Genomic DNA, 19,571 nt, shown 5'->3' with positions numbered 1-19,571 from the left:
AGATGCGTCAACCTAAATCCGTACAGAATTTAGGTTGACGAAATTTATTTACCTCCAGTGACCGCGACCCCCTCGCCAACCACCGTGCCAACCAGTTCGATGCCAATTGCCATGCCAGCCTCTGTTCCAGCTACGACCACCCCAATAGCCCAAACCTATACCCCCCAGTCCTAAGCCCAAACCAGAATAATAGTAACGTCCAGGGTAATAATAACGACTAGGGTAATATCCTGAATAATAATAGTTGTTTGGATAATAGCCTGAATAGTAGTAGCCATTATTGGGATTTGCAGTGACATAACAACCACTTAAAAAAAGTGTAGGTACAAACACTAATACTGCGATAATAATTTTTTTCATGTTCGCTTCCTTACTCAATGTTCGCACATTAATTATACGATATGAATATAAATTGATCAAAAAGAATTTCAATTGCAAATGGCATCGGGTAAGTTGTTTATTTATTAAGACATTTTTTAAGATGGCTTGGATAAACTATGTTCATCTCGGAGAGTTCTATTGTACTATGCAGTGTAATTATGGAGTAAAGTTGAAAGCAGTTACGAAAAATGAGTATCCCAATCAATCTGCATTCTCAAAAATTAATAAAGAAATATTTATCAGAGGCTCAAGTTCACTCACGTGAGCTTAGAACTATTGCTACATCTGGTGATCTTCTGACGTTGATATCTTGGTTAAATAAAGAGCCCAAATACCCCAGGAAATCAAAGGAACAACACCAAAAAATTGAGTTTATTCTTGTATCATTACGAACGGCATTAATGCAGGATTTATTTCTTGCTATGAAAGGGGATGATGTTAAGCTTCCTCAAAAAGAGGAGCATAATACTCCGATCGACAAAATTAAATTCACTTTGCTCACTATGGCAGGTATTTTGGTCGCAGCATGCCAGGGATTTGATGGCATTGTGACGATGTTGAGTATTTTCAACCTATCTTCCTCAATGATTCTTGCCGCTGGATTTGCATTCTCCTTTCTTTCCGTAATTGTTTTTTGTGGATTTGACTTAGTAAAAGTCTCGAAAGCTTTTGGAGTTAAACTTAGTGAAGCCTATAAGTTATTAGATGCATACTTTTTGCAATTAAAAATGATTAAATCCATTAGAAAAAAAATAAATGAATATTCACTTTCAGATTTATCTCCAGACAATTTAAAACAACTGGAATACATCATTTCTATGCTGGAAAATCGTTTTACTTTTCTCACTGAAGAAAGTAAGCAATTTGAGTTGGCCCTCACAAGTGAGAACATGAGTATAGCTAAGGCTCTTATTTCGGGCGTTTCGGGGATTTTGTTCTTTGGTGGAGGGTTCTTCGCGGGCCAATCAGTAGCTCTTTTCATGTCTGGTCTTCTAATAAACCCATTAACTCCTGCTTTTTGGCCTGTAATACTTTTTAGTGCCTTGGTTGGATTAGCGGCATTTAGCATTTATTGGTATGTTGAGCGTCCTGGACTGGACAAATTAGTAAGCAGTTGGTTTGGTCTAAATGAAGAGAATATCCAGAAATTATGTGATAAGAGTTTAATAAATAGAGAAATTCATAAATTAGAGCGTCTAAAAACAAAAGTTATTGATGCTGCTCGATTAGCTAAGAGATTAACTCAAGCTGGAGGGCACATGGATGTTGATGAGGAACTGGTTATTGATGATTCTGTTCATGAGCGAATTGCTATCGATATACGAACCAGTGGAAATTATTATTCTTTTCTTAAACCCCAGGAGCCTTCCGCCGTACGACCGAAAATTTCTTGTGAGCAGGAACATATAGATCCGTCGTGCTGTTTTATGTAATATATAATCGATATAGATAATATTGAATGTGTCGACTTTTTAAAGTTAAATATTCAGGATATCTTTTACAAAGGGGATGGTTATTTTTCGCTGTGCAGCAAGAGATGCGTCATCTAAGCGATTAAGCAAATGATGTAGGTCATGCATATTTCGAGAGCATCTATTCAGCAGGAACTGACCCACACTTTCTGGTAAATCAAATCCTCTTTTTAGTGCATGCAATTTCAAAGTATTAATTTTATCTTCGTCACTTAATTCCATCAATTGAATTACCAAACCCCAACTTAATCTCGAGCGTAAGTCAGCCAGTTGAATCGGAATGGTGGTAGGGGATTGGTTTCCGGAGATGATTAAAATACTTTTTTCCATGTCCTTGATTTTATTATACAAATGGAATAAAGCTTCTTCCCACTCAGGATCTTTGGCTATAACGTCTATATCATCAATACAGATCAGCTCTTGGTCTTCAACGCCCTCTATGGCTTGTGGACCCCATTCTTTGAGAAAAGTCAAAGGGAGATAGATTGCAGATTGAGAATCTATGGCTTGACAACACGCTTGTAATAAATGGGTTTTGCCGCTCCCTGAATTTCCCCAAAGGTAAAGCAATCGGTCTTCTCTATGAGTGAGCATGTGATGTAATTGCTGTTGCAGCAGTTTATTACTTCCCCAATTGAAATCAACAAGGGTTGCCTCATCGTTTAATTTTATCGCTAATGCCAACTGCTTATTCATTATGATGGTTCTTTTTTGGGATACGCTTTTTTGCCCCAAGTCCATATATAATCAATATAAGTAATCGCTGTTGTAAACGTTGTCAAAATGATTAGAACATTGAGCAAATAAGAAGGAAATTCAAAATAAGCTAATTCAAATAAACAGGAAGTAACTAGAATGAGTTGTAATGCAGTATTGATTTTACTGAGCAATGTGGGTTGAAAATCAAGTTTGCGGCGAACAAATTGATACCAGGCAACTACCCCCAAAGAAATTGTTAAATCCCTTAGGAAAACCAAAATGACAAGCCACCAAGGCAACAGACCAATTAAAGCTAAAGAGATAAAGCTGGAAGCAATTAATAATTTATCTGCCAGCGGATCAACAAAAGATCCAAAAAAGCTTTGCCAGTTAAAACTACGGGCTAAAAAGCCATCCAAGCCATCACTTAATCCGGCAAATATAAATAAATAAAAAGCGATAACGTACTCATGACGGTATAAATAAAATAGGAAAGGTGCGATTAGTAATAGACGCAATAAAGTTAGAGCATTTGGTATGTATTTTAGGATCATAGGCCATACGATGATTTAATTACCCTCATTTGCTCAGCACCTTAAATAGGTGAATGGCTTAGAAGGGGATATATGTTTTTGCTAAACTGTAAAGTCTAGTGTATACAATACTCGTAGTTCTGTCACTTATGTTTCTCTTCATTTTTACGATACATAATTAATGTATTGCCAATCATTTGTACGAGTTCGGCTTGTAATTGCTGGCATAATTCATCTGCCATAATAATTCTGTCTTCCCTTTCTGCCCCGTTAATTTTCACTTTTATTAGTTCATGCGAAATTAATGCAATATCCGTTTCCGCAATAACGGCTTCAGTTAATCCTTTCGCTCCAAGAAGCACGACGGGTTTTAAATGATGTGCTTGGGCTTTAAGCGATTTTTTGAGTGCAGTATCCACTGTAATGTTCCTTAAATACACTCCAATAACATAGCTATTTGGAGACTGAATGATAAAATGGTAAATTATTGCACGTTTTGCTGGGAAAAGGTAGTGAAATTCAGTATCATAGGTCAAATTGATACTCTATATAAATTTATGAAGCGTACTAAAAGCAGTAAGCGATGGTTGCAAGAGCACTTTGATGATGTTTATGTTAAGAAAGCACAAGCAGAGGGCTATCGTAGTCGCGCTATATACAAGTTAAAAGAAGTAGACGAGAAAGAGTCTTTGCTCAAACCAGGGATGACTGTAGTTGATCTAGGGGCAGCTCCTGGCGGGTGGACACAGTATGTTTCTGAGCGGTTGCAAGGTCGCGGGCGTATCATTGCCCTCGATATTTTGCCTATGGATGCCTTACCTGATGTGGATTTTATTCTTGGGGATTTTCGGGAAGATGAAGTGCTGCAAAAGTTAAAAGATTTAATCCCAGAACATAGTGTTGACTTGTTATTATCAGATATGGCCCCAAATATGAGTGGTACAACTGCAATTGATATTCCACGAGCGATGTATTTAGTTGAATTGGCTTTTGATTTTGCAGAAAAAATGCTAAAACCAGGAGGTTCCATGCTAATTAAAATCTTTCATGGCGCTGGTTTTGATGATTTAGTAAGACAAGCAAGAGCTTCTTTTGAGAAAGTAGTGATTCGAAAGCCCTCAGCTTCTCGCTCTCGCTCAAAAGAAACCTATTTGCTGGCAAAGGGATACAATTTATAGTAACTTTATGATTTAAGAATTCGATCATAATATAAAAGCTGTACGTCACTAACGAGGTTAATACTTTGAACGACATGGTTAAGAATTTATTTTTATGGCTGATTATAGCGATCGTGCTTGTTTCAGTTTTCAGTAATTTCGGCCCTCGAAACTCGGTTGCTGAGAAGCTCTCTTACAGCCAGTTTTTGAAAGAAGTCGATCAAGGTATGGTTAATTCAGTCACCATTGAGGACGATAAAATCATCAAGGGGATGACTAAAAATAATAAGCGTTTTGTAACGTACATGCCTATGCAAGATAATGCTTTGTTAGGCGAGTTACTAAAAAGTAAAGTCGAAGTAAGCGGCCAAGAAAAACAACAAGAAAGTTTCCTTCTCCATTTATTTATCAATTGGTTCCCAATGCTGCTTTTAATCGGGGTTTGGGTATTTTTTATGCGTCAGATGCAAGGCGGGGGTGGTCGAGGTGCCATGTCTTTTGGCCGTTCGCGTGCACGCTTGCTCGGCGAAGATCAAGTAAAAGTGACTTTTGCTGATGTTGCGGGAGTCGATGAGGCTAAAGAAGAAGTTAAAGAGTTAGTTGACTTCCTTCGGGATCCTACCAAATTCCAAAATCTTGGGGGACGTATTCCCCGGGGTGTATTATTAGTTGGTTCTCCTGGAACAGGTAAAACCCTTTTGGCTCGAGCTGTCGCTGGTGAAGCGAAAGTGCCATTTTTCACTATTTCGGGATCTGATTTTGTTGAAATGTTTGTCGGTGTTGGTGCATCGCGAGTCCGTGATATGTTTGAACAAGCGAAAAAGCATGCTCCTTGTATTATTTTTATCGATGAAATTGATGCAGTAGGTCGTCATCGAGGCGCTGGTCTCGGGGGTGGTCATGACGAGCGTGAGCAAACGTTAAACCAATTGCTTGTAGAAATGGATGGGTTTGAGGGGAGTGAAGGAGTTATTGTTGTTGCAGCTACGAACCGTCCAGATGTTTTAGATCCGGCACTATTGCGCCCAGGTCGTTTTGATCGTCAGGTGGTAGTTCCATTACCGGATATTCGTGGTCGTGAACAAATACTTAGAGTGCATTTGCAAAAAGTTCCAGTAGATAGCAATGTGGACATCATGGCAATTGCTCGGGGAACTCCAGGGTTTTCTGGAGCAGATCTCGCCAATCTAGTGAATGAAGCGGCTTTATTTGCTGCACGTGCAAATAAACGTAAAGTCAATACGAGCGAGTTGGACAAAGCAAAAGATAAAATTATGATGGGAGCTGAACGACGCTCCATGGTGATGGATGATAATGAGAAAAAGTTGACTGCTTATCATGAAGCAGGTCATGCGATTGTTGGTTTATGTGTACCCGAACATGATCCGGTGTACAAAGTCTCTATTATCCCACGTGGGCGTGCTCTTGGTGTAACGATGTTTTTGCCGGAGCAGGATCGCTACAGCCATAGTAAGCGTCGTCTTGAAAGCCAATTATCTAGTTTGTTTGGTGGCCGTATTGCTGAGGAGCTCATTTTTGGTCCTGAAAGCGTGACGACGGGTGCATCTAATGACATCATGCGTTCTACTGAAATAGCGCGTAAAATGGTTACAACTTGGGGACTTTCAACTTTGGGCCCACTTACTTTTGGTGAAGAGGAAGAAGAGGTGTTCTTAGGGCGTTCAATGAATAAACATAAAGAAATGTCAGACAGAACAGCGCAGCAAATTGATGATGAAGTACGTGCGATTATTGACCGAAACTATAAGCGAGCTAAAGAAATTCTGGTCTCAAATATGGATAAATTGCATTTAATGGCACAAAGCTTAATTAAATATGAAACGATAGACCTCAATCAAATAAAAGAAATTATGTCTGGTAAGGAACCTTCGCCACCAGAAGATTGGGATTCGTCTAAGCCTCTGGATGGCGCTGAGGTGAGTAATCACCCATCAGAAAAGCCAACAGAGCATGAGGTTATTGTAAATCCTGCTGAAGAGCACTGAGATTATTAGTGAGAAAAGCAGGTGAATCCAACGCAATTTTCAGGTTGGCTTGAGCTTCAATGCCAACCTTCCTTAGGTAACTCGTTCCACAAGCCTTTAATTATGGGGATATTAAATGTCACTCCAGATTCATTTTCTGATGGTGGCAAATTTTTATCCATTGATAAGGCTTGCGAACATGCCAATGAATTAATAAGTCAAGGTGCTGATTTAATCGATATTGGCGGGCAGTCAACCCGACCAGGTGCACAAGATGTTTCACTCGAAGTGGAGCTGAATCGAGTTATACCTATTATTGAAAAAATCAGGGCTACTTCAGATATTTGTATTTCGATTGATACAAATAAGCCTGAAGTCATGGAAGCTGCTATAAGTGCAGGTGCTAACGTAATTAATGATATTTATGCTTTACGCACTGAAGGGGCTCTTGAAATGGCAGCAAAACTGGCTGTTCCTGTTTGCTTAATGCACATGCAAGGAGAGCCACACACGATGCAACATGCTCCATATTATCCAGATGGTGTACTTTCTGAAGTAACTCGTTTTTTTATGGAACGTATTACTGAGTGTCAGCGTGGAGGCATTAAAAGAAACAATATAATTCTGGATCCAGGATTTGGATTTGGAAAACAAGTACAAGATAATTTGCTCTTGGTAAAGAATCTTGATAGTTTTGCATCATTGGGGATGCCTTTACTTTTAGGGGTATCACGTAAAAGTACTATAGGGACGGTACTTGCTAAAGAGGTGGGTGAGCGTTTGATAGGAAGTATAGCGGCAGCTGTTTATGCAGCACTGAAAGGGGTGGGAATCATCAGAACGCATGATGTAGATGAAACAAATCAAGCGCTGCACATGATTACCATGATTAGTCAGGCCGATGTATATCAGCTCACGCAAGCTAAAATTCTTGATAGAGGTGGTTAAGGATGAGTCAACGTAAATATTTTGGTACTGATGGTATAAGAGGACACGTAGGTTTATCAAATATTAATCCTGAATTTGTGTTGAAGTTGGGTTGGGCAGTAGGCCGAGTACTGGCTAATGGTCATCGCAAAAAAGTAGTGATTGGAAAAGACACAAGAGTTTCGGGTTACATGCTGGAATCTGCTCTGGAGGCGGGTTTATCTGCTGCTGGTGTTGATGTCGCTTTGTTAGGTCCTATGCCCACACCAGCCATTGCTTATTTGACTCAAACACTGAGAGCTAATGCCGGCATTGTGATTAGTGCATCGCACAATCTGTTTGAAGATAATGGAATTAAGTTTTTTTCCTCCGATGGGGGGAAATTACCCGATAGCGTCGAATTAGCAATTGAAGCGGAACTGGAAAAGAAAATGCAAACAGTGCCGTCGCAAAATTTGGGTAAAGCAACACGAATTAATGATGCCAGTGGGCGTTATATCGAATTTTGTAAATCAACAATTCCTTCACTAACACGATTATCCGGTTTAAAAATTGTAGTTGATTGCGCAAACGGTGCAACCTACCATATTGCCCCTAATGTATTTGCTGAATTGGGAGCCCAAGTAATTGCAATTGGTAATCGTCCGGATGGGTTTAATATCAACGAAGATTGTGGTTCAACATCTCCTGAACTGTTAAGACAGAAAGTAATAACTACTGGTGCAGATATTGGTATTGGTCTAGATGGTGATGGAGATCGTGTTGTATTAATCGATTCAGATGGCCGTTTACTTGATGGAGATCAAATCCTTTATATTATCGCTAAAGACAGACATCAACGAGGCGTTTTAAATGGTGGGGTCGTGGGTACGCAAATGAGTAATTATGGCCTGGAAATGGCTATAAAGAGTCTGGGTATCCCATTTGTTAGAACACGCGTAGGGGATCGATACGTTTTAGAGGCTTTACGAGAAAAGGATTGGAAGATTGGTGGCGAAACCTCAGGACATATTGTTTGCCTGGATAAAACTACCACCGGTGATGGGATTGTTGCTGCATTGCAAGTATTGTCAATTATGGTCAAGCAAGGTAAAACCTTACAGCAATTAATTGAAGGAATAAATTTATTACCCCAAAGTTTGATGAATTTAAAAACTAATTATGCCACCTTACTTGCTGAGCATACACAAGTAATCGAAATTGTAAGGGCTTTAGAAACAAGTTTAAAAGGTGAAGGAAGAGTGTTACTCAGACCTTCAGGAACTGAACCCTTATTACGTGTCATGGTAGAAGGCATGGATGAGAGTATAGTCAAACAGCATGCAAAAAAGCTATGCGATGATATTAGTCAAATTGAGAGAAGTTTGGGCGCTCAGCAATAAAGTTAAACGTTTGGTTTTTGTTCTACAGAACCTTTTAATAAAAAAATCGCGATAAGACTACACATCGGCAATGAGTTTGGGTATAGTCCGCAGTTGAAAGCGAGGGGGTGTACTAATGAGACACAAGATAGTTGCGGGCAACTGGAAAATGAATGGTCAGCTGCAGCAAGTGATTCAATTAAGTAATGAACTTAAAGAAGCACTTAATACTATTAATAATGTCCAAGTTATAGTAATGCCTCCAGCTATTTATATTCCACAAGTTAGAGACATACTTGCTGAATGTAAAATTGGCGTAGGTGCCCAGAATGTATATCCGAAGGACTCTGGAGCATACACTGGAGAAATATCTGCGCCTATGTTAAAAGATTTTAACTGTCGCTTTGTTTTGGTGGGACATTCCGAGCGAAGACATTGTTTTCATGAAGATGAAAATTTTGTGGCGCAAAAATTCCACCATGTAAAAGAACATGATATGATACCCGTTCTTTGCGTCGGTGAAACGCTAGTTGAACGTGAAAAAGGGCAGACAGAGCAAGTAATTGCCAAACAATTGCTCGCAGTAAGTCAACAAGACAAAAATTGTTTTCGTGATTGTATTGTAGCTTACGAACCGGTTTGGGCAATTGGCACAGGAAAAACTGCATCACCTGAACAAGCACAGGAAGTACATCAGTTTATTAGAAAGCTGGTTGCAGAGATAAATCATAGCGATGCTGCACGTTTACCCCTTTTATATGGGGGAAGTGTGAATGAAAAAAATGCCAGAGCATTATTTACCATGCCTGATATAGATGGTGGCTTGGTAGGAGGCGCATCGTTGAACGCGAAACAGTTTGTGGAAATTGTGAAATGTATCAATTGATATTAATGATTCATGTAATCGTTGCTGTAGTCTTAATAGGCTTAGTTCTTATCCAACATGGTAAAGGTGCCGATATCGGTGCTGCTTTTGGATCAGGCGCTTCGAATACTTTATTTGGAAGCCAAGGGACAGGTGGATTTTTATTTAAATTAACTGGTGGTTTGGCAATAACCTTTTTTATCACCAGCTTATTGTTATCTTATTTGGTGTCTGTCCAATATCAAAAAGCAGATCAGCAAATAATTCCTCAACAAACTAGTGTACCGGCGAATTCAGTTCCAGTACCTGTTGATAACAGTAATAAGAAATAAATAAACATCCTATCTCCGTGCTTAAGTACAGAGAGAAGATTAGGAAAAGTAAGTAATTACTAATAAAAAGAATATGCCGAAGTGGTGGAATTGGTAGACACGCCGTCTTGAGGGGGCGGTGGCGAAAGCCGTGCCGGTTCGAGTCCGGCCTTCGGCACCATTTTAATCCGTGCAAGGTGAAAAAATGCTATCTCAATATTTACCTGTTCTTATTTTCATAATTATCGGATTGGCATTGGGCGTAGCAATGATAGGGGCTGGTTCCCTTTTGTCAAAGCATAATCCTGATAGCGCTAAGAATTCTCCTTATGAATGTGGATTTGGTGCATTCGAGAGCTCTCATATCCCATTTGATGTTCGTTTTTATTTAGTTGCCATTTTATTTATTATTTTCGATTTGGAAACTGCGTTTTTCTTTCCATGGGCATTAGCATTACGTAAAATTGGTTGGTTTGGTTTTGCTGGAATGATGTTATTTTTAGGATTATTGGTTATCGGTTTTATTTATGAATGGAAACGAGGCGCACTAGAGTGGGAATAATTTAAGTGTGCGCAATAAATTCACTTCTGATTGTTACTTCAAAAGAAGAAAACAAACAGAGGTGGTACCTTTTTTATTAATATTTAACTGCTTAGAGGCTAGCTATGGCGGTTGCAGAATTGCAAAAAAGTGGCTTTGTAACGACTTCAGTCGAGAAACTTCTCGGATGGGCACGTAGTGGTTCTATGTGGCCTATGACTTTTGGATTGGCATGTTGTGCTGTAGAAATGATGCATGTGGGTGCCGCACGTTATGATTTGGACCGGTTCGGAATTATTTTTCGTCCAAGTCCACGACAATCAGACGTAATGATTGTTGCGGGAACCTTGTGCAATAAAATGGCTCCTGCTTTGCGTAAAGTTTATGATCAAATGCCTGACCCTCGTTGGGTTATCTCTATGGGCTCTTGTGCGAACGGCGGTGGGTATTATCATTACTCTTACTCCGTAGTTCGTGGATGTGATCGTATTGTCCCAGTAGATGTATATGTACCAGGTTGCCCGCCAACTGCTGAAGCCCTACTGTATGGCATTATTCAATTGCAGAATAAAATCAGGCACAAAAAAATCCTAGAAGCTTAAGATCATCAAAGGTGCAAATAGATGACAACAAAAAATGATTATTTGGTTGAACAACTCAAACGTGAATTGGCGAATCAATTTAATGATATTAGTGTCGCTTACAATGAAGTAACTCTTGAGTGTGACGTATCAAATTTAAAAGCAATAATGTTGGAACTACGTGATCTGGAAGCTTTTTGTTTTGACCAGCTGATTGATCTTTGCGCCGTGGATTATTTGCTTTATGGTGAGTATGATTGGGAAACAGATTCAGCAACTGAAAGTGGGTTTTCTCGAGGTGTAGAACGCCAAGAAGCAAAAGTTTACGCTCTAAATAAACCTCGTTTTGCTGTAGTTTATCATTTACTCTCAACAAAATTGAATCATCGATTACGTGTCAAGGTATTCCTTGATGAGTCTCATTTAATTGTTCCTTCAGTGCATCATTTGTGGAAAGGCGCGAATTGGTTTGAGCGCGAAGCTTATGATTTATACGGTATTTTATTTGAAGGCCATCCAGACTTAAGACGTATTTTGACTGATTATGGATTTATCGGACATCCATTCCGTAAAGATTTCCCACTCAGTGGTCATGTTGAAATGCGCTATGACGCAAAATTACAAAAGGTCATATACGCTCCAGTAGATATTGAACCCAGAGTTTTGGTGCCCAAGGTTATTCGTAATGATAACCGGTATATTGGTGATAAAAGGGGCGAAGAATGATTGAATTAAAGAATTACACCTTAAACTTTGGTCCACAACATCCTGCAGCACATGGGGTATTACGTTTAGTTCTTGAGCTTGAAGGTGAAACCATCGTTCGTGCCGATCCACATATAGGATTACTGCATAGAGCAACTGAAAAATTAGCAGAAACAAAACCTTATATCCAAAATATTGGTTATATGGATAGACTGGACTACGTGTCCATGATGTGCAATGAGCATGCTTATGTACGTGCAATTGAGAAACTTTTAGGTATCGAAGCGCCAATACGAGCTCAATATATCCGTACAATGTTTGATGAAGTAACGCGTCTTTTAAATCATCTGCTTTGGATGGGAGCTAATGCATTAGATATCGGTGCAATGACCGTATTTTTATATTGCTTCAGAGAGCGTGAAGATTTATTCGATTGCTATGAGGCAGTATCTGGTGCTCGAATGCATGCTACCTATTATAGACCGGGTGGTGTTGCACGGGACTTGCCTGATAGTATGCCTAAGTATAAGGCTTCAAGATGGCATAATGAACGTGAAGTAGAAAAGCTTAATGAGGAACGCAGTGGCAGTCTGTTGGACTTCCTCTGGGCATTTACTGAGCGATTCCCTCATTGTGTTGACGAATATGAAACATTATTAACCGATAATAGAATTTGGAAACAACGTACAGTAGACATTGGTATTGTTTCACCAGAAGAAGCATTGCAATGGGGTTTTACAGGGCCAATGCTTCGTGGTTCTGGAGTAGCGTGGGACTTACGCAAAAAACAGAGTTATGCAGCATATGATCGCGTTGATTTCGATATCCCAGTAGGCAAAACTGGAGATTGTTATGATCGCTATTTGGTTCGTGTTGAAGAGTTAAGGCAATCAAATCGAATTATTAGGCAATGTATCGAATGGCTCAGAGCAAATCCTGGTCCAGTACGTATTGATGATCACAAAATTACACCACCACGCCGCGTAGAAATGAAAGAAGATATGGAATCATTAATCCATCATTTTAAACTGTTTACAGAAGGTTTTTGTTTGCCGCGTGGTGAAGTATATAGTGCCGTTGAGGCTCCTAAAGGTGAGTTTGGCATTTATATGGTATCTGATGGGGCGAATAAACCTTACAGAATGAAAATTCGTGCTCCTGGATTTGCTCATTTGTCGAGCTATGATGCAATGACTAAAGGACATATGATCGCTGATGGTGTCGCGATTTTAGCGAGTCAGGATATAGTATTTGGTGAAATAGATCGTTAATTTTTGATCTGTCAATTTATGATTTTTAAAATGACATTCCAGAAAATTGCAATTTAAATTAATGAAGGTTTAGAAATGTCTGATAATTCAGCAAAAATATTAAATCAGTTGGTGTCAGCTCAGAGAATAAAGGACATCGATCATTGGATAGCAAAATACCCAAAAGATCAAAAGCAATCAGCTGTAATGAGTGCGCTACGAATAGTCCAAGAAGAGCATGGTCACCTGACTACAGAATTAATGGATGCTGTAGCTGATTACCTTGAGATGCCTCCCATTTCAGTATATGAGGTTGCAAGTTTCTATACTATGTACGAACACACACAGATCGGCAGACATTCTGTAAATGTATGTACCAATATTTCTTGTATGCTGCGTGATTCAGCTGCGGTCGTTGAACACTTGGAAAAAAAGTTAGGTATAAAAATAGGTGAAACCACAGATGATGGGCGCTTTACATTACGATCCGTTGAGTGTTTAGGTGCTTGTGTTAATGCACCAATGATGCAGGTGGACAAGGATTATCATGAGAATCTGACTCCTGAATCTATAGATAAAGTGTTGGAACAATACCAATAAAAGATAGAGGTGGTTGCCGTGGTTGAATTAAATCAAGTTTGTTATCGAACATTTCATCTACCAGAGCCTTGGACACTATCTGCTTATGAAAGTGTTGGTGGATATAGTGCATGGAGAAAAATATTAAAAGAGCAAACTTCTCCACAATTAATAATTGATGAATTAAAAACATCTGCCTTACGTGGTCGAGGGGGAGCTGGATTCCCAACTGGATTAAAATGGAGTTTTATGAATCGTAATACTCCAGTACAAAAATACGTAGTTTGTAATTCGGACGAAGGTGAGCCAGGCACGTGTAAGGACCGAGAAATACTTACATTAAATCCACACCAACTAATAGAAGGCATGGCAATTGCTGGATATACCATGGGTGCTACTGTGGGATATAACTACATTCGCGGCGAGTTTTGGTTGCCCTATGAGCGCACAGAAGCCGCATTAAAAGAAGCTTACGAGGCGGGTTTGTTGGGTAAGAATATTTTAGGTTCAGGCATTAACTTCGATTTATATAATCATTTAGGTGCTGGTGCATATATTTGTGGCGAAGAGACTGCATTGCTTAATTCCCTTGAGGGAAAAAAAGGACAACCCAGATTTAAACCCCCATTTCCTGCTAACTATGGTTTATACGGGAAGCCTACAACAATAAATAATACAGAGACTTTTGCCTCTGTTCCAGTCATCATGGAAAAGGGTGGCGAGTGGTTTTTAAAAATAGGCAAACCTAATAATGGCGGGGCTAAATGTTTTAGTGTAAGTGGTCACGTCAATAAGCCCGGAAATTTTGAAATTCCCTTGGGAACACCGTTTAAAACCCTTCTCGAATTAGCCGGTGGGGTTACAAAAGGTCGAAAAATTAAAGCAGTAATTCCCGGAGGTACCTCAATGCCTGTTTTACCTGGTGAGGTAATGATGGGCCTTGATATGGATTATGACAGTATTCAAAAAGCAGGTTCAGGATTAGGTTCTGGGGCTGTGATTATTATGGATGAGACAACCTGTATGGTTGATGCACTATATCGCATTTCCGAGTTTTATATGGATGAGTCCTGTGGACAATGTACCCCATGTCGTGAGGGTACCGGTTGGTTAGTCCGTTTATTACATCGCATCAAGGATGGCCATGGTGAACCTGGAGATGTAGAGAAACTAGTCAATGTTGCGAACAATATCGAAGGACGCACTATTTGTGCATTAGGTGAAGCAGCTGCTTGGCCGGTACAAAGTTTTGTTAAGCATTTCCGCGATGAATTTGAATATTTCGTGAAGCATAAACGCTCAATCGTCGCAGCATAATTAAAAGGTTTGACCCATGACTACTACTATTGAAATCGACGGTAAAACATTTGAAGCAGAAAACGGCAAAATGATCATTGAAGTTGCCGATGAAGCGGGGATTCATATCCCACGTTTTTGTTACCATAAAAAATTATCTGTGGCGGCAAACTGTCGCATGTGCTTAGTTGAAGTTGAAAATGGCCGTAAGCCAGTTCCTGCTTGTGCAACTCCAATTACCAACGGCATGAAGGTATTTACTAAATCGAAGGAAGCGCTACATTCACAAAAAGTAGTTATGGAATTCCTTCTTATTAACCATCCGCTCGACTGTCCAATTTGCGATCAGGGTGGAGAATGCGAATTACAAGACATATCCATGGGTTATGGGGAAGATGAATCCCACTATACAGAAAACAAACGTTCAGTGGATGATGATAATTTAGGTACACTGATTTCAACTGAAATGACCCGTTGTATTCATTGTACGCGTTGTGTCCGCTTTGGTGAAGAAATTGCTGGACTGAGAGAGTTAGGTGCGACTGGCCGTGGTGAGCACATGCAAATTGGGACGTATGTGCAACACAGCATGAAGTCAGAAGTATCCGGTAACATTATTGATTTATGTCCGGTTGGGGCATTAACTTCAAAACCCTACCGCTTTACCGCTAGAGCATGGGAACTAACCCAGCATGATGGTGTTGCACCACATGATTGCCTCGGTTCAAATATCTATCTACATACACGTCGAAATCAGTTAATGCGTGTTGTTCCTAAAGAGAATGAAACAATTAACGAAACCTGGTTGGCTGACAGAGATCGATTTAGCTATTTAGGATTAAATAGTCCGTTAAGAGCAAGTCAACCACAGATTAAGCGCAATGGACAATGGGAAGTTGTGGATTGGGAGACTGCATTAAAATTTACAGCAGAAGGGCTAGCTCGAGTTATAAAGCAAAATGGTGCTGAGCAAGTTGCGGCTTTTGCCTCAAGTTCTTCTACATTAGAAGAGCTGTATTTATTGCAAAAATTAATGCGTGAAATTGGTGTCCATAATATCGACCACAGATTGCAACAGGTAGATTTTAGAGATCAAGAAAATCAAGCAACTACTCCTATAAGTTCCTTGCCATATGCCGAAGTAGAGCATCAAAATGCCATAGTCCTGATCGGATGTAATGTTGATCGTGAAGTTCCTCTAGCAGGAGTTCGGGTTCGTAAGGCGTTCCGTAATGGAGCAAAAATTTATGCTATAAATCCTGTAGATTTTGAATATCGTTTTGATCTTGAAGAGCGCTTCATTGTTTCACCTTTAGAAATGCCAATGCAACTTGCCAAGCTTGCTTTAGCACTGACTAGTGACATTAAAACTTTACCCGCAGAAGTGCAAAAATTATTAATAGGTCTTGAGTTGGATAAAGCAACTCAACGAGTTGCCAAAGCATTAAAAGAAGAAAAAGCATGTTTAATTACTGGTGCCCTTTGTGAAAATCATCCTGACGCAGCTTTATTACGTACCTTAATGTTCCATATTGAAAAATTAAGTGGAGCTAAAGTATTGCGCCTGACTCATGGGGCAAACTCTGCTGGTGCTTGGATCGCAGGAATGGTGCCGCATCGAACAACTGCAGGCAAATCAGACTCAACACCAGGAATGGATGTACAAGCAGCTCTAAATGCCAAACTCAAAGCATATTTCTTAATGGGAGTAGAACCTGGTTTTGATTTTGCAAATCCTTATGGTGCAAGACAATCAATGCTCGGCGCAGAATTTGTTGTATTAATGTCTGCTTTCAATCATGAGTCAATGCTCGATTATGCAGATGTGATTTTACCAATAGCCCCATATGCTGAAACGTCAGGAACCTACATTAATGTTGATAATACATGGCAAACAGTAAAAGGCGCGTTATCGCCTCACGGAGAAGCTCGACCAGCCTGGAAAGTATTGAGGGTTCTTGCTAATTTACTGCATTGTGAAGGTTTTGAATATTTATCGACTGAAGATATTCTGTCAGAAATTAAAAATAGTGTTGCAATCACTATGGAGCAAGAATATAAGCCTTATTATCCTGAGAGCCTGCCTCTAATTAATCAATCATTAATTCGTGTTGGTGAGTGGCCACTTTATCGTAGCGATGCAATTGTTAGGAATGCCAAAGAGTTACAATTATGCGCTGCGGCGGAAGTAGCATGTATACGTATTAATCCTACAACAGCTGATCGATTGAAATTAGAAGATGTTGCTACTGTATCTCAGGGAGATATTGAGATAACATTGCCGCTTAAACGTGATGAACGCATTGCGGCAGATGTTGTATGGGTAGCAAACGCGATGCCTGAAACCGTGGATTTGGGCCATTCATTTGCTGCAATAACTATTAAGCGCTAGGCAGGTAAAAAAATGCTGCAAGATATTAGCATATTAATTTGGGTCATCATTAAAATATTAGTAATCGTAGTCCCATTACTATTATGTGTTGCATATTTAATCTATGCAGAGCGTAAAGTTATTGGATATATACAAGTCCGTATAGGACCCAACCGTGTGGGTGTACGCGGGTTGCTTCAACCTATAGCGGATTTGATTAAACTAATTACTAAAGAAATTATTATCCCTACCCGCTCGAATAAATACCTTTTTATAGCTGCTCCGTTATTCGCTTTAGTTCCTGCTTTGGCAGGCTGGGCGGTAATTCCTTTTCAGGAAGGAATGGTTTTAGCAAACATTAATGCAGGGGTTCTTTATATTTTTGCAATGAGTTCTCTTGGAGTTTATGGAGTGCTCATCGCAGGATGGGCATCCAACTCCAAATACGCAATGTTTGGTGCATTAAGAAGTACAGCACAAACCGTATCCTATGAAATTGCAATGGGGTTTGCGTTGGTGGGAGTGCTGTTGGCTGCTGGAAGTATGAACCTTACAGAGATTGTGAACTCACAAAGAGGCGGAATTTTACATTGGTGGTTTGTTCCTCTCCTTCCTCTGTTTTTCGTATTTTGGATTGCAGGCATTGCTGAAACCAACCGAGCACCATTCGACTTGGCCGAAGGGGAATCCGAGATTGTTGCTGGCTTCCATGTGGAATATTCAGGAATAGGCTTCGCATTATTTTTCTTATCAGAATATGCGAGTATGATTCTTATCTCTATACTGCTCAGTATCCTGTTTCTGGGTGGGTGGATGTCGCCATTTGAAGGTATTCCATTTTTAGAAAATATATTTTTTATTGTACCCGGGTTTGTTTGGTTAATCGTGAAAGTCTGCTTTTTCCTATATGTATATTTATGGATAAGAGCCACTTTTCCTCGTTATCGTTATGACCAGCTTATGCGTTTAGGTTGGAAGGTACTTATTCCGGTCACCATTGTTTGGATTATTGTAACTGCGCTAATGGTTGTTACACATGTTAAACCTTGGTTTTAATGATTAATAGAGAAGCCGATGAAAAAAGCATATCAATTTATTAGATACTACGTACGCAGTTTTCTTTTTATAGAATTATTGCAGGGTTTAAAGTTAACTGGTAAATATTTTTTTAAGAAAAAAATAACTGTACAGTTTCCTGAAGAACAGACTCCAATTTCACCTCGTTTTAGAGGAGCACTTGCTTTGCGACGTTATCCAAATGGTGAAGAACGTTGCATTGCTTGCAAATTATGTGAAGCAGTTTGTCCTGCACTTGCTATAACCATCGAATCAGAACCACGTGAAGATGGATCTCGTCGCACAACGAGATATGATATTGATGTATTTAAATGCATTAATTGCGGCTTATGTGAAGAATCATGCCCTGTAGATTCCATCGTAGTAACACCGGTGCATCATTATCATATCAGTGAACGCGGTCAAAATATTATGACGAAAGAAAAGCTCCTTGCCCTTGGTGATTTATTGGAGCCTAAACTTGCAGCAGATAGAGCTGCTGATGAAAAATACCGATAACGGGGTGCAGCATGCATGAATTATTAGTTCAAACTATTTTTTATATTTTTGCGGCAATAGCCGTTGGTGCTGCCTTTATGGTTATTGTTCAAGATAATCCCGTACGCAGCGTCTTATTTCTTGTACTTACCTTCATTGCAAGCGCAGGATTATGGATCCTTGCAGAAGCTGAGTTTCTTGCACTAATTTTGGTACTGGTGTACGTGGGTGCGGTAATGACACTGTTCCTGTTCGTCGTAATGATGCTTAACATTGATGTGGAAGTGGTTAAAAATCATTACCGTCGTTATTTACCATTTGGTTTAATTCTTGTTGCTCTGTTAACCGGTCTTTTAATGGTATCTATTCCAGCAGGTACTTTTAAGTCGAATGTTGAGACCCAAAGCAATACTGTAATTAGTACACAGTTAATGGATGGAAACCAAAACAATCCTGATGCACCTCGGTCTAATACTGAAGCTTTAGGTATGGTTCTATATACAGATTATTTACTGGCTTTTGAAATTGCAGCAGTGCTGTTATTAATTGCAATTATTTCAGCAATTACCTTAGTACATAGAGGTCCCAGAAAATCGAAAAGACAGGATATCAAACAACAGATCCTGACACGTAGAAATGATCGGGTTGAATTAATTAATATGAAAGCAGAAAAATAAGGTTGGGGAATTCTAAATGATACCTGTTAATAATTACTTAATTCTGGGGGCCATTTTATTCGGTTTTGGTCTTATTGGCATAATGATGAATCGTCGAAATATCATTTTATTGCTGGTCTGTATCGAATTGATGTTACTTGCAGTGAATACAAATTTTATCGCATTTTCACATTATTATAACGAAATTAGCGGTCAAGTTTATGTCTTTTTTATTTTAACGGTTGCTGCGGCAGAAGCAGCAATAGGATTAGCCATAGTGATGTTGCTTTTCAGAAATAGAGGTAACATTGACGTAGATAAGATGAATCATTTAAAAGGTTAACATT

General features: G+C 39.5%; 22 protein-coding genes and 1 tRNA gene. 19 read left to right on the top strand and 4 right to left on the bottom strand.

The features are described from left to right. Positions 1-48: 48 nt before the first annotated feature. The gene (locus ACWTEW_RS28090; RefSeq protein ID WP_454781323.1) at positions 49-360 is read right to left on the bottom strand and encodes a hypothetical protein; all 312 of its coding nucleotides are present in this window, start codon (positions 358-360) and stop codon (positions 49-51) included. 209 nt (positions 361-569) lie between these two features. Here ACWTEW_RS28090 and ACWTEW_RS28085 point away from each other — a divergent pair, with 209 nt between their 5' ends. Next, entirely contained in the window at positions 570-1,814 is a 1,245-nt protein-coding gene (locus ACWTEW_RS28085) for a hypothetical protein (RefSeq protein WP_454781322.1), read from the top strand. A gap of 45 nt (positions 1,815-1,859) precedes the next feature. Here ACWTEW_RS28085 and hda read toward each other — a convergent pair whose 3' ends face one another. From hda to yhbY, 3 genes are all read right to left on the bottom strand, one after another. Next, a complete protein-coding gene (hda, locus tag ACWTEW_RS28080; RefSeq protein ID WP_454781321.1) occupies positions 1,860-2,549 on the bottom strand; it encodes a DnaA regulatory inactivator Hda in 690 nt (229 codons plus the stop codon). Continuing rightward, positions 2,549-3,106 (bottom strand): CDP-alcohol phosphatidyltransferase family protein, encoded by a 558-nt coding sequence (locus ACWTEW_RS28075; protein WP_454781320.1) that lies wholly within the window; start codon positions 3,104-3,106, stop codon positions 2,549-2,551. Before ACWTEW_RS28075 ends, hda begins: the two co-directional genes overlap by 1 nt. A gap of 122 nt (positions 3,107-3,228) precedes the next feature. Then, the gene (yhbY, locus tag ACWTEW_RS28070) at positions 3,229-3,504 is read right to left on the bottom strand and encodes a ribosome assembly RNA-binding protein YhbY (RefSeq protein ID WP_454781319.1); all 276 of its coding nucleotides are present in this window, start codon (positions 3,502-3,504) and stop codon (positions 3,229-3,231) included. Between the two features lie 138 nt (positions 3,505-3,642). Between yhbY and rlmE the strand changes: the two genes are divergently transcribed. From rlmE to nuoK, 18 genes are all read left to right on the top strand, one after another. Beyond that, a complete protein-coding gene (gene rlmE, locus ACWTEW_RS28065; protein WP_454781702.1) occupies positions 3,643-4,263 on the top strand; it encodes a 23S rRNA (uridine(2552)-2'-O)-methyltransferase RlmE in 621 nt (206 codons plus the stop codon). Positions 4,264-4,337: 74 nt separating this feature from the next. Continuing rightward, positions 4,338-6,248, top strand: a complete 1,911-nt coding sequence (ftsH, locus tag ACWTEW_RS28060) for an ATP-dependent zinc metalloprotease FtsH (RefSeq protein WP_454781701.1) — start codon at positions 4,338-4,340, stop codon at positions 6,246-6,248. Positions 6,249-6,269: 21 nt separating this feature from the next. Further along, the gene (gene folP, locus ACWTEW_RS28055; protein WP_454781318.1) at positions 6,270-7,175 is read left to right on the top strand and encodes a dihydropteroate synthase; all 906 of its coding nucleotides are present in this window, start codon (positions 6,270-6,272) and stop codon (positions 7,173-7,175) included. A gap of 2 nt (positions 7,176-7,177) precedes the next feature. Further along, a complete protein-coding gene (glmM, locus tag ACWTEW_RS28050) occupies positions 7,178-8,536 on the top strand; it encodes a phosphoglucosamine mutase (RefSeq protein ID WP_454781317.1) in 1,359 nt (452 codons plus the stop codon). Between the two features lie 115 nt (positions 8,537-8,651). Further along, entirely contained in the window at positions 8,652-9,401 is a 750-nt protein-coding gene (gene tpiA, locus ACWTEW_RS28045) for a triose-phosphate isomerase (RefSeq protein WP_454781316.1), read from the top strand. Continuing rightward, positions 9,389-9,712, top strand: coding sequence for a preprotein translocase subunit SecG (secG, locus tag ACWTEW_RS28040; protein WP_454781315.1), 324 nt, complete (start codon positions 9,389-9,391; stop codon positions 9,710-9,712). The genes tpiA and secG overlap by 13 nt, the downstream gene beginning before the upstream one ends. Positions 9,713-9,787: 75 nt before the next feature. Continuing rightward, positions 9,788-9,872, top strand: a tRNA-Leu gene (locus ACWTEW_RS28035). Positions 9,873-9,896: 24 nt separating this feature from the next. Continuing rightward, positions 9,897-10,253, top strand: a complete 357-nt coding sequence (locus ACWTEW_RS28030) for an NADH-quinone oxidoreductase subunit A (protein ID WP_454781314.1) — start codon at positions 9,897-9,899, stop codon at positions 10,251-10,253. 104 nt (positions 10,254-10,357) lie between these two features. After that, on the top strand, positions 10,358-10,834 hold the full coding sequence (locus ACWTEW_RS28025) for a NuoB/complex I 20 kDa subunit family protein (RefSeq protein WP_058467432.1): 477 nt from the start codon (positions 10,358-10,360) through the stop codon (positions 10,832-10,834). Positions 10,835-10,855: 21 nt separating this feature from the next. Beyond that, complete coding sequence (locus tag ACWTEW_RS28020) at positions 10,856-11,539, top strand: NADH-quinone oxidoreductase subunit C (RefSeq protein ID WP_454781313.1); 684 nt, start codon at positions 10,856-10,858, stop codon at positions 11,537-11,539. Then, positions 11,536-12,789: an NADH-quinone oxidoreductase subunit D gene (locus tag ACWTEW_RS28015; protein ID WP_454781312.1), complete on the top strand. Its 1,254-nt coding sequence runs from the start codon at positions 11,536-11,538 to the stop codon at positions 12,787-12,789. The genes ACWTEW_RS28020 and ACWTEW_RS28015 overlap by 4 nt, the downstream gene beginning before the upstream one ends. Before the next feature lie 75 nt (positions 12,790-12,864). Then, complete coding sequence (gene nuoE / locus ACWTEW_RS28010) at positions 12,865-13,368, top strand: NADH-quinone oxidoreductase subunit NuoE (RefSeq protein ID WP_454781311.1); 504 nt, start codon at positions 12,865-12,867, stop codon at positions 13,366-13,368. A gap of 18 nt (positions 13,369-13,386) precedes the next feature. Further along, positions 13,387-14,664, top strand: coding sequence for an NADH-quinone oxidoreductase subunit NuoF (gene nuoF, locus ACWTEW_RS28005; protein WP_454781310.1), 1,278 nt, complete (start codon positions 13,387-13,389; stop codon positions 14,662-14,664). A gap of 16 nt (positions 14,665-14,680) precedes the next feature. Continuing rightward, positions 14,681-17,035 (top strand): NADH-quinone oxidoreductase subunit NuoG, encoded by a 2,355-nt coding sequence (gene nuoG / locus ACWTEW_RS28000; RefSeq protein WP_454781309.1) that lies wholly within the window; start codon positions 14,681-14,683, stop codon positions 17,033-17,035. A gap of 12 nt (positions 17,036-17,047) precedes the next feature. After that, positions 17,048-18,070: an NADH-quinone oxidoreductase subunit NuoH gene (nuoH, locus tag ACWTEW_RS27995; protein WP_454781308.1), complete on the top strand. Its 1,023-nt coding sequence runs from the start codon at positions 17,048-17,050 to the stop codon at positions 18,068-18,070. A gap of 18 nt (positions 18,071-18,088) precedes the next feature. Beyond that, positions 18,089-18,589 (top strand): NADH-quinone oxidoreductase subunit NuoI, encoded by a 501-nt coding sequence (gene nuoI / locus ACWTEW_RS27990; RefSeq protein WP_454781307.1) that lies wholly within the window; start codon positions 18,089-18,091, stop codon positions 18,587-18,589. An 11-nt stretch (positions 18,590-18,600) separates the two neighbouring features. Continuing rightward, on the top strand, positions 18,601-19,245 hold the full coding sequence (locus ACWTEW_RS27985; protein WP_454781306.1) for an NADH-quinone oxidoreductase subunit J: 645 nt from the start codon (positions 18,601-18,603) through the stop codon (positions 19,243-19,245). 16 nt (positions 19,246-19,261) lie between these two features. After that, positions 19,262-19,567 carry an NADH-quinone oxidoreductase subunit NuoK gene (gene nuoK, locus ACWTEW_RS27980; RefSeq protein ID WP_058476995.1) on the top strand — a complete coding sequence of 102 codons (306 nt, stop codon included), beginning with the start codon at positions 19,262-19,264 and terminating at the stop codon, positions 19,565-19,567. Positions 19,568-19,571 lie beyond the last annotated feature (4 nt).

The sequence above is a fragment of the Legionella stuttgartensis genome, from assembly GCF_977063405.2.
The sequence above is the reverse complement of the archived record's forward strand: the minus strand, read 5'-3'. Positions and strand labels throughout refer to the sequence as shown.

What these genes read in the sequence shown, in the direction of transcription:
- nuoK (WP_058476995.1), top strand. Translation starts at nt 19,262, where the DNA reads ATGATACCTGTTAATAATTACTTAATTCTGGGGGCCATTTTATTCGGT.
- ACWTEW_RS28025 (WP_058467432.1), top strand. Translation starts at nt 10,358, where the DNA reads ATGGCGGTTGCAGAATTGCAAAAAAGTGGCTTTGTAACGACTTCAGTC.
- nuoG (WP_454781309.1), top strand. Translation starts at nt 14,681, where the DNA reads ATGACTACTACTATTGAAATCGACGGTAAAACATTTGAAGCAGAAAAC.
- nuoI (WP_454781307.1), top strand. Translation starts at nt 18,089, where the DNA reads ATGAAAAAAGCATATCAATTTATTAGATACTACGTACGCAGTTTTCTT.
- ACWTEW_RS28085 (WP_454781322.1), top strand. Translation starts at nt 570, where the DNA reads ATGAGTATCCCAATCAATCTGCATTCTCAAAAATTAATAAAGAAATAT.
- glmM (WP_454781317.1), top strand. Translation starts at nt 7,178, where the DNA reads ATGAGTCAACGTAAATATTTTGGTACTGATGGTATAAGAGGACACGTA.
- nuoH (WP_454781308.1), top strand. Translation starts at nt 17,048, where the DNA reads ATGCTGCAAGATATTAGCATATTAATTTGGGTCATCATTAAAATATTA.
- secG (WP_454781315.1), top strand. Translation starts at nt 9,389, where the DNA reads ATGTATCAATTGATATTAATGATTCATGTAATCGTTGCTGTAGTCTTA.
- ACWTEW_RS27985 (WP_454781306.1), top strand. Translation starts at nt 18,601, where the DNA reads ATGCATGAATTATTAGTTCAAACTATTTTTTATATTTTTGCGGCAATA.
- rlmE (WP_454781702.1), top strand. Translation starts at nt 3,643, where the DNA reads ATGAAGCGTACTAAAAGCAGTAAGCGATGGTTGCAAGAGCACTTTGAT.
- hda (WP_454781321.1), bottom strand. Translation starts at nt 2,549, where the DNA reads ATGAATAAGCAGTTGGCATTAGCGATAAAATTAAACGATGAGGCAACC.
- ACWTEW_RS28075 (WP_454781320.1), bottom strand. Translation starts at nt 3,106, where the DNA reads ATGATCCTAAAATACATACCAAATGCTCTAACTTTATTGCGTCTATTA.
- ftsH (WP_454781701.1), top strand. Translation starts at nt 4,338, where the DNA reads ATGGTTAAGAATTTATTTTTATGGCTGATTATAGCGATCGTGCTTGTT.
- tpiA (WP_454781316.1), top strand. Translation starts at nt 8,652, where the DNA reads ATGAGACACAAGATAGTTGCGGGCAACTGGAAAATGAATGGTCAGCTG.
- ACWTEW_RS28030 (WP_454781314.1), top strand. Translation starts at nt 9,897, where the DNA reads ATGCTATCTCAATATTTACCTGTTCTTATTTTCATAATTATCGGATTG.
- nuoE (WP_454781311.1), top strand. Translation starts at nt 12,865, where the DNA reads ATGTCTGATAATTCAGCAAAAATATTAAATCAGTTGGTGTCAGCTCAG.
- ACWTEW_RS28090 (WP_454781323.1), bottom strand. Translation starts at nt 360, where the DNA reads ATGAAAAAAATTATTATCGCAGTATTAGTGTTTGTACCTACACTTTTT.
- ACWTEW_RS28015 (WP_454781312.1), top strand. Translation starts at nt 11,536, where the DNA reads ATGATTGAATTAAAGAATTACACCTTAAACTTTGGTCCACAACATCCT.
- ACWTEW_RS28020 (WP_454781313.1), top strand. Translation starts at nt 10,856, where the DNA reads ATGACAACAAAAAATGATTATTTGGTTGAACAACTCAAACGTGAATTG.